Source organism: Hyphomicrobium sp. CS1BSMeth3 (assembly GCF_900117415.1).
In the GTDB taxonomy this organism is placed as follows: domain Bacteria; phylum Pseudomonadota; class Alphaproteobacteria; order Rhizobiales; family Hyphomicrobiaceae.
Genome location: NZ_FPEI01000006.1, coordinates 260,296 through 275,067, shown reverse-complemented (window position 1 = coordinate 275,067; position 14,772 = coordinate 260,296). Strand labels below are relative to the sequence as shown.

The 14,772-nt window shown below is 65.9% G+C and carries 14 protein-coding genes and 1 pseudogene; 6 read left to right on the top strand and 9 right to left on the bottom strand.

The features are described 5' to 3' along the window. Position 1: 1 nt before the first annotated feature. The 3 genes and pseudogenes from CS1BSM3_RS16390 to CS1BSM3_RS16380 form a co-directional block, all read right to left on the bottom strand. Positions 2-1,231, bottom strand: coding sequence for an allantoate amidohydrolase (locus CS1BSM3_RS16390; RefSeq protein ID WP_072388686.1), 1,230 nt, complete (start codon positions 1,229-1,231; stop codon positions 2-4). Positions 1,232-1,239: 8 nt separating this feature from the next. Next, positions 1,240-2,151, bottom strand: a pseudogene (puuE, locus tag CS1BSM3_RS16385) (allantoinase PuuE); the annotation flags it as partial. Further along, positions 2,148-2,927, bottom strand: a complete 780-nt coding sequence (locus tag CS1BSM3_RS16380) for a GntR family transcriptional regulator (RefSeq protein WP_210188795.1) — start codon at positions 2,925-2,927, stop codon at positions 2,148-2,150. The pseudogene puuE and the gene CS1BSM3_RS16380, both read right to left, overlap by 4 nt. Before the next feature lie 389 nt (positions 2,928-3,316). Here CS1BSM3_RS16380 and CS1BSM3_RS16375 point away from each other — a divergent pair, with 389 nt between their 5' ends. From CS1BSM3_RS16375 to CS1BSM3_RS16350, 6 genes are all read left to right on the top strand, one after another. Next, positions 3,317-4,912: an ABC transporter substrate-binding protein gene (locus tag CS1BSM3_RS16375; RefSeq protein ID WP_143149385.1), complete on the top strand. Its 1,596-nt coding sequence runs from the start codon at positions 3,317-3,319 to the stop codon at positions 4,910-4,912. Between the two features lie 85 nt (positions 4,913-4,997). Beyond that, positions 4,998-5,951, top strand: a complete 954-nt coding sequence (locus tag CS1BSM3_RS16370) for an ABC transporter permease (protein WP_072388680.1) — start codon at positions 4,998-5,000, stop codon at positions 5,949-5,951. 4 nt (positions 5,952-5,955) lie between these two features. Beyond that, entirely contained in the window at positions 5,956-6,846 is an 891-nt protein-coding gene (locus tag CS1BSM3_RS16365; protein ID WP_072388678.1) for an ABC transporter permease, read from the top strand. Positions 6,847-6,849: 3 nt separating this feature from the next. Continuing rightward, entirely contained in the window at positions 6,850-7,905 is a 1,056-nt protein-coding gene (locus tag CS1BSM3_RS16360) for an ABC transporter ATP-binding protein (protein WP_083528654.1), read from the top strand. Positions 7,906-7,933: 28 nt separating this feature from the next. Next, the gene (locus CS1BSM3_RS16355; protein ID WP_143149384.1) at positions 7,934-8,947 is read left to right on the top strand and encodes an ABC transporter ATP-binding protein; all 1,014 of its coding nucleotides are present in this window, start codon (positions 7,934-7,936) and stop codon (positions 8,945-8,947) included. Between the two features lie 5 nt (positions 8,948-8,952). Beyond that, a complete protein-coding gene (locus tag CS1BSM3_RS16350) occupies positions 8,953-9,687 on the top strand; it encodes an aspartate/glutamate racemase family protein (protein WP_072388674.1) in 735 nt (244 codons plus the stop codon). Between the two features lie 110 nt (positions 9,688-9,797). On the opposite strand, the gene CS1BSM3_RS16345 is transcribed toward CS1BSM3_RS16350, so the two are convergent. From CS1BSM3_RS16345 to CS1BSM3_RS16320, 6 genes are all read right to left on the bottom strand, one after another. Beyond that, positions 9,798-10,079, bottom strand: a complete 282-nt coding sequence (locus CS1BSM3_RS16345) for a hypothetical protein (RefSeq protein WP_072388672.1) — start codon at positions 10,077-10,079, stop codon at positions 9,798-9,800. A 114-nt stretch (positions 10,080-10,193) separates the two neighbouring features. Further along, entirely contained in the window at positions 10,194-12,053 is a 1,860-nt protein-coding gene (locus CS1BSM3_RS16340) for a PAS domain S-box protein (protein ID WP_143149240.1), read from the bottom strand. Between the two features lie 244 nt (positions 12,054-12,297). Next, positions 12,298-13,113 (bottom strand): response regulator, encoded by an 816-nt coding sequence (locus CS1BSM3_RS16335; protein ID WP_072393855.1) that lies wholly within the window; start codon positions 13,111-13,113, stop codon positions 12,298-12,300. Positions 13,114-13,277: 164 nt separating this feature from the next. After that, a complete protein-coding gene (locus CS1BSM3_RS16330) occupies positions 13,278-13,829 on the bottom strand; it encodes a sigma-70 family RNA polymerase sigma factor (protein WP_072388668.1) in 552 nt (183 codons plus the stop codon). Then, the gene (locus tag CS1BSM3_RS16325) at positions 13,826-14,071 is read right to left on the bottom strand and encodes a NepR family anti-sigma factor (protein ID WP_244540538.1); all 246 of its coding nucleotides are present in this window, start codon (positions 14,069-14,071) and stop codon (positions 13,826-13,828) included. The genes CS1BSM3_RS16330 and CS1BSM3_RS16325 overlap by 4 nt, the downstream gene beginning before the upstream one ends. Before the next feature lie 196 nt (positions 14,072-14,267). Continuing rightward, positions 14,268-14,771 (bottom strand): hypothetical protein, encoded by a 504-nt coding sequence (locus tag CS1BSM3_RS16320; protein ID WP_072388664.1) that lies wholly within the window; start codon positions 14,769-14,771, stop codon positions 14,268-14,270. Position 14,772 lies beyond the last annotated feature (1 nt).

The following is a 14,772-nucleotide window of genomic DNA, read 5'->3' as shown; positions in this document are numbered from 1 at the left end:
TTCAGGTGCGGTAGGTGCGCAGGAAGTGCAGGAGGACGCGCATGGCTGCGTCCGCATCCTCGAGCGAGATGGATTCGGCTGGGTGATGGCTGATGCCGCCCGCGCAGCGCACGAACAGCATCGCAACCGGACACAACGCGGCCATGGCCATGGCGTCGTGGCCGGCGCCCGAAGGAAGATGCACGGGCTCATGGCCCGCGGCACGCGCGGCGTCGTCGAGGTCGGCGATCAGTTTGGCGTCGCAAACGGTGGCAGGCGCAGAATGTGTTTGCGTGATGCGCACAGCGAGTCCGCGGCGAGCGGCGATGCCTTCGATGGCGGCGCCGATGCGCTCGACGACTGTATCGCGCGCGACATCATCGGGCGCACGAGCATCGATGGTAAAGCGCGTCTCGCCGGGAATGACGTTGACAGCGCCGGGTCGCGCCTCGATGACGCCGACCGTCGCGACGACATCGCCCGTCTCGGCGGCAATGCGCTCGACGGAGAGGATCATCTCGGCTGCGCCCGCGAGGCTATCGAGGCGCATGTTCATGGGCGAGGTGCCGGCATGACCTGCTGTGCCCTGCACGACGACGCTGAGGCGCCGCGCGCCGTTGATTGCGGTCACGACGCCTACGGGCTGGCTCATGCGCTCGAGCACAGGGCCCTGCTCGATGTGCAGCTCGACGAATCCGAGCGCGGCACCGCGCGGATAAGCTGCCTCGGCGAGCTGAGCGGGATTCGCGCCGAAAGCAATGAGGCCCTCGCGCACGGATGTGCCCGCGGCATCGCATTCATCGAGCGTCGCGGCGTCGAGCGTGCCGGCAAGCGCGCGCGAGCCGCGGAGAGTCGAAGGAAAGCGCACGCCTTCCTCATCGCCGAAAGCAACGACCTCGATCGCGAAGGGCAAGCGCTCGCCCGCTTGCGATAGCACCTCCACGGCCGTGAGCGCGGCGAGCACGCCGAGGGCACCGTCGTATTTGCCGGCCTGACGCACGGTATCGATGTGCGAACCAACGAGGAGCGCGGGCATTCCAGGTGTCGTGCCCTCGTAGCGGCCGATGAGCGTACCAACGGCATCGATGCGTACATCGAGGCCGGCTTCGCGCATCCAGCCGGCGAGCGCGTCGGCAGCCTGCTTATGCGAGGGCGAGAGATAGAGGCGCGTCAGGCCGTCGGCGTCATCCGAGAAGCGTGCGAGCGCCTCCAGACGATCCATCAAACGCCGGCCGAGCGCGAGGTCGGCCATCAGCGCGTGCCTTCGGGCGGATGGACGGCCTCCCAGTGGCGCGCAATGTCGATGCGCCGCGCGATCCACACGCGATCGTGCGCGGCGATGTAGTCGAGGAAGCGCTCGAGCGCGGCGGTGCGGCCGGGACGGCCGGCGAGCCGGCAGTGCAGGCCGATCGACATCATGCGCGGCACCATCTCGCCCTCGCGGTAGAGTACGTCGAACGTATCCTTCAGGTACGTGAAGAACTGATCGCCCGAGTTGAAGCCCTGCGCGGTCGCAAAGCGCATGTCGTTGGCATCGAGGCTGTACGGCACGATCAGGAAGGGCGCGCGCGGGCCTTGCACCCAGTACGGCAGATCATCGGCATAGCTGTCGGCGGAATAGAGGAAACCTTCCTCCATGGTCAGCTTGAGCGTGTGCGCCGAGCAGCGGCCCTGGTAGAAACCGAGCGGCCGCTCGCCGGCGATCTCGGTGTGCAGGCGCACGGCCTCGCGAATGTGCGCACGCTCGTCGGCTTCGGAGAAATCCTTGTACTCGATCCATTTGAGGCCGTGGCTCGCGAGCTCCCAGCCGGCATCGCGCATGGCCGCGACCTGCTCGCGCCCGCGCATCATGGCGTGGGCGACGGCGAAGGCGGTCACCGGCATCCGCCGCGAAGTGAAGGCGCGCCAGAGACGCCAGAAGCCTGCGCGCGCGCCGTACTCGTACATGGATTCCATATTCATGTGCCGCTGGCCGGGCCAGGGCGCGGCGCCGACGACCTCCGAGAGAAAGGCCTCGGATGCTGCATCTCCGTGCAGGATGCAGTTCTCGCCGCCCTCTTCGTAATTGACGACGAACTGCACGGCGATGCGCGCGTCGCCGGGCCAGCGCGCATGAGGCGGCTCGCGGCCATAGCCCTTGAGATCGCGCGGATAATCGGATGTCTGGCTCATGGCTGGCTCGGTACTCTCCCGCGGCTCGGCGTGCTGCCATTGCGGACACGGCGGGCCGGCGCCTTGCCCTTACGCTCGGCGGCGACCGGCCCCAGGGCATCGGCAAGATCAAACTCGCTGCCGCGGCCGTCGATGTCGGCGAGATCGCGCTCGACATGGTCGAGATGCTCGCGCAGCAGCTTCTGGACGAGCGGCGCTTTTCGCGCACGGATCGCGGCGATCAGGGCGCGGTGCTCGTCAGACGAACAGGATGCGGCCTGCGTCGACTGCAGGAGCAGCGTAATGAGCGACGAGCGCGTGACGAGATCGGCGAGGATCTCGGTCAGCACCTTGTTGCCCACCATCTCGGCAATGCGTACGTGGAATGTCCCGAGTAGGCGGTTGCGCAGCGGTACATCATCCAGGCGGATGGCGCGGCGCTCGGCCTGGACGTGACGCTCGAGCGCGGCGAGATCGGCTTCGCTCGCCGTGCGCGTGAACTGCGCAAAAATCTCGCACTCGATGACCCGGCGCGCCTCGAAGATCTGACGCGCCTCCTCCGGCGTCGGCTCGGCAAGGAAGGCGCCGCGGCGCGGCTTCAGCACAACGAGCTTGCTGCGGGCGAGACGATTGAGTGCCTGGCGGACCTTGGTGCGCGAGACGCCGAAGACGGCGCAAAGCTTCTCCTCGCCGAGCTTGGCACCGAGCGGCAGGCGCTGTTCCAGCACCGCCGTGGTGATGCGCTCGACGATCGTCTCCGTGCTGGCGCCAGCGTTCTCCATCGGGCTTTTGCGCAACCTGCTCATCCCATCCTGTATACAAGAACTCACGCGCGCCCGGAAGCTCTCGCGGCGCAATGGCGGCTTATTGTGCAGTGCGTGCCTATTCCATGTGCTTGGATAAGCTTTCGCGCCTGTATACAATCGGTGTCATCCAGGCGATAGTGCGCTCTCAACGAGCGCAAAAAGAGAGCAAGGGGAGAGGCAAGAGCATCCATGGTGCGCGCAATTCCGACCATGCCACCTGATGCTGCAGGCATTCCTCCCTGCCGTGCGACCGCGGCCGAAGCTCCGCGAATTTCAGAAAACCGCAGAGTGCGTTGATGGAGGCGCCAGTGAAGAAGACCCCACTGCAGTATTCGTGGCGGCGGGCAGGCCTTGTGGCCGGCTCGGTGCTGCTGCTCTCGATGCCAGCACTGCCGGTCATGGCCCAAGGCAAGACCTTGCGCATTGCCATGACGGCCGCAGACATCCCCAAGACGAACGGCCAGCCCGACCAGGGCTTCGAAGGCAACCGCTTCACCGGCATCCCGCTCTTCGATGCGCTCACGCACTGGGATCTTTCGTCGGAGGACAAGCCGAGCGTCCTCATTCCCGGCCTCGCGACGGAATGGGCCGTCTCCGACAGCGACAAGACGAAGTGGATCTTCAAGCTGCGCCAGGGCGTGAAGTTCCATGATGGCAGCGACCTCAAGGCCGCGGCGATCGTGTGGAACGTGCAGAAGGTGCTCGACAAGTCGGCACCGCATTTCGCCCCCGACCAGATCGGCGTCACGGTCAGCCGCATGCCGAACCTCGTCTCGGCGCGCGTCATCGACGACTACACGGTCGAGCTGACGACCAAGGAGCCGGACAGCTTCATCCCGATCAACCTGACCAACCTCTTCATTGCCTCGCCCGCGCACTGGCAGAAGAAGTATGATGCGCTGGCAAGCGTCTCCGATCCGGCCGAGCGCGCCAAGCAGGCCTGGGCCGCCTTCTCCACGGACGCCTCGGGCTCGGGTCCGTTCAAGATGGCGAGCTTCTCGGCGCGTGAGCGCGTCGAGTACGCCGCCAACAAGGACTACTGGGACGCGAAGCGCGTGCCGAAGATCGACCGCGTCGTGCTGCTCCCGATGCCGGAAGCGAACGCACGCACGGCCGCCCTTCTCTCGGGCCAGGTCGACTGGATCGAGAACCCCGCGCCGGACGCGCTCAGTGCCATCAAGGGCAAGGGCTTCGTGATCAAGGCGAACGCGCAGCCGCACGTCTGGCCCTGGCAGTTCTCATTCGCCGAAGGCTCGCCCTGGCTCGACAAGCGCGTGCGTCACGCGGCGAACCTCTGCGTGAACCGCGAGGAGCTGAAGGAAGCCCTCAACGGCCTGATGGAAATTCCCAAGGGCACGGTGCCGCCAGGCCATCCCTGGTGGGGCAATCCGAAGTTCGACATCAAGTATGACCTCGAAGCAGCGAAGAAGCTGATGACCGAGGCCGGCTATGGTCCGAACAAGCGCCTCAAGGTGAAGACCATCACCTCGGCTTCGGGCTCCGGCCAGATGCAGCCGGTGCCGATGAACGAGTTCCTGCAGCAGGCGCTGAAGGAATGCTTCTTCGACGTCGAGCTGGACGTGATCGAGTGGAACGCGCTCTTCACGAACTGGCGCCAGGGTGCGAAGGACCCCGGCTCGCGCGGCGCTCATGCGACGAACGTGACGTTCGCTGCCATGGATCCGTTCTTCGCCATGGTCCGCTTCACGTCGTCGAAGACCGTTCCGCCGGTCTCGAACAACTGGGGCTACTTCGTCAATCCCGAGTTCGACGACCTGATCGCCAAGGCACGCACCTCGTTCGCCGACAAGGATCGCGACGCGGCGCTCGCCAACCTGCACGCACGCATCGTCGAGGAAGCTCCGTTCCTGTGGGTCGCCCACGACGTCGGCCCCCGTGCCATCAGCCCCAAGCTGAAGGGCGTCGTGCAGCCGAAGAGCTGGTTCATCGACCTCGCAACGGTCAGCATGGAGTAGGTGCGCGCATAAGCGGACCGAAACTGGAGCTATTACTCGAGCGTGGAGCGGGCTCACATGAAAGCCCGCTCCACAGAGGGGCCCGATGCTCACCTACATTGCCAAGCGGGTGATCTATACCCTGCCGATCATGCTGGGCGTTGCGATCGTCTGCTTTCTGCTCGTACACATCGCACCAGGTGATCCGCTGGTCTCGGTGCTGCCGCCGGACGCATCAGAGCAACTTCGCCAGCAGATGATGGCGCTCTACGGTTTCGACCGGCCTTATGCCGAGCAGTTTCTCAAGTGGCTCGGCCGCGCACTCGGCGGCGATCTCGGCACTTCCATCCGCACGAACCGCCCCGTGGTCGCCGAGGTGGGCAAGGCCGTTTCCAACACGCTGATGCTCGCCGCGCTCGCGACCGTCATCGGCTTCGTGCTCGGCTCTCTCTTCGGGTTCGTTGCGGGCAGCTTCCGCGATACCTGGATCGACAAGGTGGCTTCCGCCATCTCGGTCACCGGCGTTTCCGTGCCGCACTACTGGCTCGGCATGGTGCTCGTCATCATCTTCTCCGCGCAGCTCGGCTGGCTGCCGCCGACCGGCGCGGGCCCCGGCGGCTCCGACAACTGGGTCTGGGACTGGGCGCACATCCGCCACATGATCCTGCCCGCCGTCACCATGTCGGTGATCCCCATGGGCATCATCGCGCGCACGGTCCGCGCGCTCGTCGCCGAGATCCTCTCGCAGGAGTTCATTGCCGGCCTCAAGGCCAAGGGCATGTCGGCCTTCGGCATTTTCCGCCATGTCGTGAAGAATGCAGCACCCACCGCGCTTGCCGTCATGGGCATCCAGCTCGGCTATCTGCTCGGCGGCTCGATCCTGATCGAGACCGTGTTCTCGTGGCCGGGAACGGGCCTCCTGCTCAATGATGCGATCTTCCAGCGTGATCTGCCGCTGCTGCAGGGGACGATCCTGGTGCTCGCCTGTTTCTTCGTCGTCCTGAACCTCATTGTCGACGTGGTGCAGACCGCGATCGACCCGCGCATTGCCCGGAGCTGACGAAATGGTCCAAGCCGTCGCCCCCGCAATGATCGACGATGCGACCATCGAGCGCTCGCCGGGCTATTGGTCGACGGTCTGGCGGCGCTTTCGCCGCGATCCGGTCGCAATGATCGCGCTCGGCGTCATCGTCCTGCTGATCCTGATCGCGATCCTCGCGCCGTACATCGCGCCGCACGATCCCTTTCGCGGCGCAACGCTGCGGCGGTTGAGACCGCCCGGAACGCCGGGCTACCTGCTCGGCACGGACGAGCTCGGCCGCGACATGCTCTCGCGCCTCATTTACGGCGCGCGGCTCTCACTCTTCATGGGCGTGACGCCGGTGTTCCTCGCGCTCTTCATCGGCTCGGCGATCGGCGTCACTGCGGGCTATGTCGGCGGGATCGTGAACACCCTGCTCATGCGCACGATCGACATCATCTTCGCCTTTCCCTCGGTGCTGCTCGCGATCGCGCTCTCGGGCGCCATGGGCGCAGGCATCGTCAATGGGCTCATCTCGCTCACCATCGTCTTCATTCCGCCGATCGCGCGCATCGCGGAGAGCGTGACGACGAGCGTCAGAAGCCTCGACTATGTGGAGGCCGCGCGCGCGAGCGGGGCCGGTGCGCTCTCCATCGTGCGCAAGCACGTACTCGGCAATGTGCTCGGCCCCATCTTCGTCTACGCCATGAGCCTCATTGCGGTGTCGATGATCCTGGCATCCGGCCTTTCGTTCCTCGGCCTCGGCGTGCGCCCACCCGAGCCCGAGTGGGGCCTCATGCTGAACACGCTGCGCACGGCGCTCTACACGCAACCCATGTTGTGTGCGCTCCCCGGCATCATGATCTTCATCACCTCGATCTCGTTCAACCTGCTGACGGACGGCCTGAGGTCGGCCATGGACATCAAGGCTTAAGTGATGGCGAGCGACACGGTCATGACGAGGGCGCCGGCAGCGGCACAAGCGACGGGCAGCGAGCCGGTGCGGCCGCTGCTCGAGGCTGCCGACCTCGTGAAGCACTTCCCCATCAAGTCGGGGCTGCTCGGGCGCTCGAATGCCGTGGTGCGCGCGGTCGATGGCGTGACCTTCTCGCTGTACCCCGGCGAGACGCTCGGCATTGTCGGCGAGTCCGGCTGCGGAAAGTCGACGACCGCGCGCGTGCTCATGAACTTGATCAAGCCGGACAGCGGCAATGTGCTGCTCAACGGCCGCGCACCGGGAACGCCCGAGTTGTCGCTGAAAGCCTTCCGCTCGCAAGTGCAGATGGTCTTCCAGGACAGCTATGCCTCGCTCAATCCGCGCCTGACGGTCGAGGACTCGATCGCCTATGGGCCGACCGTGCATGGTGTCTCCGGGACGGATGCCGTGCGCCGCGCGCGCCGCCTGCTCGATCGCGTCGGCCTCGATCCGCGCCGCTTTGCCGGCCGCTATCCGCACGAGCTTTCCGGCGGCCAGCGCCAGCGCGTGAACATCGCGCGCGCCCTCGCGCTCGAGCCCAAGGTGATCATCCTCGACGAGGCCGTCTCGGCGCTCGACAAGTCCGTCGAGGCGCAGGTGCTGAACCTGCTGCTCGATCTCAAGGAGGAGATCGGCCTCACGTACATCTTCATCAGCCACGATCTCGAGGTCGTGCGCTTCATCGCCAACCGCGTGATGGTTATGTACCTCGGCCGCGTCGCCGAGATCGGGCCGACGGATGCGCTCTACACCGGCGGGCGCCATCCCTACACGACGGCGCTACTCGGCTCGATGCTTTCCATGGACCCGGACGAGCGCACCATGGAGGCACCACTCGCCGGAGATCCGCCGAATCCGATCGATCCGCCGTCCGGCTGCCGCTTCCACACGCGCTGCTCCTTTGCCGAGAGCGTCTGCTCGGCGAAGACGCCGGCGCTCACCGTGAGCGGCACCGGGCACTTCACGGCCTGCCACATGGTCGATCCTGGGTCCGGCCACAGCAAGGCCGCGGCATGATGCGCGCGGAGGGAGCTCAATGAACACGATGAGCGATCCGATCCTCGACATCCGCGGGCTCACCGTCACGTTCGGAGGCGGCCCAAAGCCGGTGCGTGCGCTCGACGGCGTGGATCTCGCGCTCGGGCGCGGCGAGGTCATCGCACTGCTCGGCGAGTCGGGCTCGGGCAAGAGCGTGACGCTGCGCTCGATCCTGCGTCTGCATCCGCCGAAGCGCTCGCGCATCGAGGGCAGCATCAAGGTCGAGGGCATCGACGTCACGTCGCTCGAAGGCCGCGCGCTCGAAAGCTTCCGCGGCAAGACCGTGTCGATGGTCTTCCAGGAGCCCATGCTGGCCATGGATCCGGTCTACACGGTCGGCCAGCAGATCACGGAGGCCGTGCGCAATCACGAGAAGATCTCGGCGGCCGACGCCCGCGCGCGGGCGCTCGAAATGCTGACGCTCGTGCGCATTCCGAGCCCGGAGCGGCGGCTCGCGGCCTACCCGCACGAGATGTCGGGCGGCATGCGCCAGCGCGCCATGATCGCCCTCGCGCTCGCGAGCAAGCCGCACATCCTGCTCGCCGACGAGCCGACGACGGCGCTCGACGCGACTGTGCAGGTGCAGATCCTGCTCTTGCTGCGCGAGCTGCAGCGCGAGCTCGGCCTGTCGATGATCTTCGTCACGCACGACATCTCGGTCGCCGTGGAAGTGGCCGACCGAATTGCCGTCATGTACGCGGGGCGCATTGTCGAGACGGGCACGGTGCGCGATGTCATTCGCACGCCGCGCCACCCCTACACGATCGGATTGCTCTCGACGCGCGCCCATGGCGGGCGTCTCGAAGGCCACCGGCTGCCCGCAATCCCGGGCAGCCCGCCGGATCTGGCCAACCTGCCACCCGGCTGTGCCTTCGCGCCGCGTTGTGCCATTGCAGCGGATGCCTGCCGCGCCAGCGTGCCGGAGCCCGTCGATCTCGGTGGCGGGCATCGTGTGCGCTGCTTCAGAACGGCGGAGACAGTGAACAAGGTTGCCGCTCTGGCGCCGGCTGTGACAAGCTGATCGCCATGCGCATCCGCGTCATCAATCCGAATACGACCGCCGCGATGACGGCCACCATCGCGCGTGCCGCCGAGGAAGCGGCCGCGACGGGCACGATCATCGAGGCCATCACATCGCCGACAGGCCCCGTCTCGATCGAGGGATACTTCGATGAGGCAATGTCGCTACCGGGCCTGCTGATCGAAGTCCGGAAGGGCGAAGCTGCGGGCGCCAACGCGCACGTCATTGCCTGCTTCGACGACACGGGCCTCGATGCCGCGCGCCAGATCGCGGCAGGCCCCGTCATCGGCATTGGCGAAGCCGCCTACCATGCCGCGACGCTGATCGCGAACCGCTTCACGGTGATCACGACGCTCGCGCGCTCCATTCCCGCGCTCGAGCACAATCTCATGAAGTACGGCTTCGAGCGCCGCGCTACGATCCGCGCCGCCGAGGTGCCCGTGCTGGCACTGGAGGACGAAGGCTCGGATGCCCGCGCGCGCATAAACGCGGAGATCGCACGCGCGCTCGCCGAGGATCGCGCCGAGGCCATCGTGCTCGGTTGTGCCGGCATGGCCAAGCTCGCGCGCGATCTCTCCGATCAGCACGGCTGTCCGGTCATCGATGGCGTCGGCGCTGCCGTGAAGCTCGCCGAGATGCTCGTCGCGCTCGGGCACAAGACGTCGAAGCGGGGCGGCTACGAGACCGGCGCACCGAAGACCATTACCGGGCCACTCGCGAGCCTGCTCGACAAGAGCTGAGGCGGCCGCGAGATCGCCCCATCGACCCGGGCAAAAAGAATGGCCGGGAGTGGACTCACCACCCGGCCATTCGCAGATCGACTTTTCAGCATCACTCAACGCACGCCGCGCTACTGAGCGTCGGGGCGGGGCTCCTCGCCGGCATTGATGGCTTCGATCACCACCTTGATCTCCTTCAGGAGCGCTGCGTCGTTGGAGTTCTCGTTGTTGGACGGCATGCCTTCGTCCGTCGACTCGAGGCGGCGCGTGACGTCCGCCTCCCAGCGCCTCAACGTCGCGATCTTCTGACCACGCGTGAGGCCAACCTCCTTCTCGATGTCCGCCGGCCGTTTGAAGACTGCCTCGGGATCCTGGCGAGCCCTCTCCGGCGCAATGCGCATGATCTCAGACATTCTGCTGTCCTCCGTTTTTCTTGGGCCGTGCGCAGCACGGTCTGTGCCGCGGCAAGCGGCGTCGAACGCCCCGGATAAACGCGCAGGATTGAGAGCAGGTTCCCGCCTAGCCCGTCAGGAGACGGTCGTGCCGGACGCACGAAGAAGCTGGCGGCGGCGCGGATTGAAGTAGGCCTGCTCGCCTTCGTCTCCGGCCAGGAGGCTGGCTTCTATACGGCAGATGACCCCTTTGGGGTCGAACTCGAGCCGGGCCTTGAGATGGGGCAGCTTGCCCGAGCGCTCGAGCAACAGCGTGCCAAAGCCACGAGCGGCGGGCGGCGTCACGGGCGGCCCGCCGCGCTCGGTCCACAGCAAGATGATGCGCGGATGCTCGCGCCCCTCGGTCGTCCACGAGACGGTGACGCGGCCCTCCGGGCGCGAGAGCGAGCCGTGCTTGACGGCATTGGTCGCAAGCTCGTGCAGCATGAGCGTGAGCTGAAGCGCAGTCTGGGGTGGCACGAAGACATCATCACCGATGATCTCGACGCTGCGCGTCTCGCCGGCGCTCACCTCGATCTGCGAGGTCGCGATCTCCCGCAGCGAGGCACCCGACCAGTGCGCCTCGGTGAGCATATGATGGGCGCTCGACATGGACTGAATGCGGCCATTGAGGCCAGCAACGAACTGGTCGATGGTCGTCGAGGTGCGGGCGGTCTGCGCCACGATGGCCTGGACGATCGCGAGGGTGTTCTTGACCCGGTGATTGAGCTCGCCCACGAGGAGATTACGCACATCATCGGACTTGCGCCGCTCGGTGATGTCGCGGTTCGTCTCGACGACGAGGCTGCGCCCGCCGGTGCGGATCAGCTCGAGGCGGCTGTCGACCCAGATCTCGGCCCCATCCTTCGCGAGCTGCAGCAGCTCGCCGCTCCACTTGCCTTCGGCCTCCAGATGCTCGAGCAGGGCGTCGAGCGACATCGGATAGCGCGTGTTGAGCAGCTCCGCCGGAACAGCGCCGAGCGCCTCGCTCTTGCCGTAGCCGTAGAGCTCCTCGCAGCCGCGATTGAAGAGGATGATCCCTTCTCCGAGCTCCCACACGAGCATGGCCTCGTGCGAAAGCTCGATCACGCGCTGTTGCTTGAGAAGGCGCTCGCTGAGGCGCCGCTGATCGGTGATGTCCGTATCCGTGCCGCACCAGAGCACGACGCGCCCCTGATCATCGCGCAGCGGCATCGCGCGCGACAGGAACCAGCGGTACGTGCCGTCGGCGCCGCGCATGGGGAAGGTGTCTTCCCACGTCTCGCCGCTCTCGAAAGCACGCTTCAGTTGGCGAACGACGCGCTCGACGAAGTCGGGATGGATGACCTCGTGCCAGCCTTCTCCGGCGGATTCCACGGGGTCCATGCCGGCATAGTCGAACCAGCGCTGGTTGTGCCAGAAGACATAGCCCGAGGGGTAGGCCATCCAGGCGAACTGCGCCATGTTGTCGGCAAGCGCGCGGAAGCGCTGCTCGCTGGCTTTGAGAGAAACCTCCGCCATTTTCTGGGCCGTCACGTCGCGGGAGACGCAGAGAAGGTGATCGATCCGCCCCCCGGCATCGCGCACCGGGTTGACGATCACATCCCACCACTTCGACGTTCCCTTCGCGGTCGGACAGGCATCGCTGAAGCGAACGACCTCGCCGCGAAATCCATCGATGACGGCGCTCTCGACTGTTTGGCGCGCGGCTTCGGGCCAAAGGCCAGCCCAGCGCTTGTTCATAGCGATGCCGACGTCGTCGATCTCCATGAGAGCGCGGCCCGCCGGATTGATATAGCGGACAGCCCCCTGGCGATCGATGAGCTTCACACAATCAGGGCTCGCCTCCAGCAGCGTGGCAGCGAGCCCGACGGGAAGCTCGAACGGCCCGTCACCCGTTGCCGCCATCCCAGCGCGAATATCGGCTGCATTGCCAATGGGCCCTTTGCCCTTATCCGGCTGCTTAGGCGACGTCATATCCTGCACCGAACCCCGCTCGACCCCTGCGAACGCAACCGGCGCCGGTCCGACCTTGCCGCCGCGTGGTGGCACTTGCCGCCACGCATTGCTGCTCGTCGCTCGACCCTTGTTGCCTCTTCGTATGGCTCCACCTCGTCCTATTCTATGCTCCGAGTTGCAGATCCCCGAAGTGATTTGACCGACCGGTCACATTCCTTGTGGATGAAATCGACGATCGGCCTCGCCACTCGCCGCATCACCCTCATGCGGCTGCTCCGCGCGGCCGTCCACCGGCGCGCACATCGAAAAACAAAGCCTGGCTGATCACGGCCTTCACCATTTCAGGCTTGAACGGCTTGGTGATGAGAAAGGTCGGCTCGGCCCGCTCGCCTGTCAGCAGACGCTCGGGATAAGCCGTGATGAAGATGACCGGCATATCCGCGCCCTGGAGAATATCATTGACGGCGTCGATGCCCGAGCTGCCGTCGGCGAGCTGAATGTCCGCGAGCACGAGGCCGGGATTGGTGCGGCGCGCAAGGTCGCCGGCTTCGGTCCGCGTCGTCGCGATGCCGACCACGTCGTGACCGAGATCGCTGACGATGCCCTCGATATCGAGCGCGATCAGCGGCTCATCCTCGATGATGAGCACCTGGGCCGTGATCTGCTCGGCAATCTCGGCGCCTGCAACATCGACGAGGCGGCGCACCTCGTCCTCGCTGGTGCCGAGGATCTCGGCGATTTCGCTCGTCGGGAATTCCTCGAGAGCGGCCAAAAGGAAAGCCTGCCGCGGCAGCGGCGTCAGTGTTTCGATCCGGCGATCGACAATGCCGCCGAGGCCGGCCTCGACGGGCTCGGGCACTTGGTTGATCGGGAGCGCACCCCAGACCTTCACGAAGGTATGGTAGAGCGCGGGGCGCGGCAGCAGATCGCGCCGGAAGCTCCGCTGGTCCGCCACCAAAGCCTCGAGTGTCGCCACTACATATGCATCGCCCCGGTCCTGGGAGCCCGTGAGAGCGCGGGCAAATCGACGAAGATAGGGAATCTGTGGCGCGACCAGATCGGCAACAGAGCTTGTCATCTGCAGCAACTCCCCCTTTCACAAGGCTCGGGCACAAGGCTCGGGACTAGTCTTGGATCTCGGGTATTCCACGATCGCTCAATGCGGCCGTGGCCGCTAGGTTCATTAACACACCGGCAGGCTGGTTGGTTCCGACAGCCGCGCGGAGAACAAATGCTCCGCGCTCATCCGACCGCAATGCCGCGCGGGCGCGGCGTGTGCTCGGATCCGAAGTCCTCGGCCCCGTCGACGCCCATGAGCTCAGAGAGCTTGCCACGGGCCCGGTTGACCCTGCTCTTCATCGTTCCGACCGCACATCCGCACATCAGCGCGGCCTCGTCATAGGAAAAGCCCTCGGCACCGATCAGAATCAGCGCCTCGCGCTGCTCCGCAGACAGAAGCGCAAAGGCCTTCGTGAAATCGAGAAGGTCCATGTGGCTCGATTGGCCGTCCTTGACGCTGAGCTGCTGGGCGAGCTCGCCGTCATGGTCCTGGACCTCGTATTTGCGCTTGCGCAGCTCGGAGAGGTACGTGTTGCGCAGGATCGTGAACAGCCACGCCTTCAGATTGGACCCGGGATCGAAACTTGCCCGGCTTTTCCACGCCTTGACGAGCGTCTCCTGGACCAGGTCGTCAGCCTGATCCGCAGCGCCGCAAAGCGACCTCGCAAAGGCGCGCAAGTTGGGGACGAGCGCGGCCAACTGGGCCTGCAGGTCCCCCGTGCTGCCTGCTGTCATTCCTCGTTCTCCGGCTTGCTTTCCGACTGGCCTTCAGTGCGCGCCAGCTCCTCGAGCAGCTTGGTGAACTTGTCAGGGAGAGGTTCGGCGAGAACACGCCGATATTCCTCGCGCAACTGATGCCCGATGAGGCCCCGCGCCTCTGCCGGCAGTCCTCCCTCGGGGGCAGACTCCGGTGTCAATGTCACTATTCTGGCCTCTTGCCGCATCTCTTCTTCACTTCGCTTCCGATCATCAGCCATTCATCCCCCCACTACCCCACGCTCTTGAGAGGCCAGGACGCATTTCCTTCCCTATTCGCAAAGGTCGCCTGGGCGCGCACGCGGACGCTGCCGACGCGGTTGTAACACGCAGAGGCCTTCCGGGTTCCCGCTACCGGCGCAATTTGCGCTCGCGGAAGCGAAAGAGCCTGCACAATTAGTTAACGCCGTTTACTCGCTACTCGCCCGGCTCCAGTGCAGTGCTGCTGCTACTGCCCTGGTCGTCGCGGGAAATTATGAGCACCGCCGCGGCCACGGCCGCGACGAGCGGCAGATTGCGCCCGATGGTGCGCACGATCGCAGGAATGGCGAGCGGCGCCGCGGACGTCAGGGCCGCCATGATCAGCTCACGGTCGACTCCCGAGAAATCTTGCGCCCCGGCAGCCTCGGCACTCTCCGGCGCCGAGGTCGTCTCGGCGTCGGGCGATCCCTGCCCCTCGGCAGGCACTTCCGAGCGAGCCCGTACAATGAGCGCGACGATGACGCCGAGTGCCGCGAAACCACCTGCCAGTATGAGCGAGCCCGTCTCCGGCCCGTACTCGCGATTGAGCCAGATGGCCAAAGCGGCCGTGCCGAAGCCCGCGGCGATGAGGAAGGGAATTGCCACGATGACGCGGAGCATGAGGCCATCGATCGCTCGATCGACAGTCGCCTGCGCGCGCCGGAAAAGCATACGGAACATG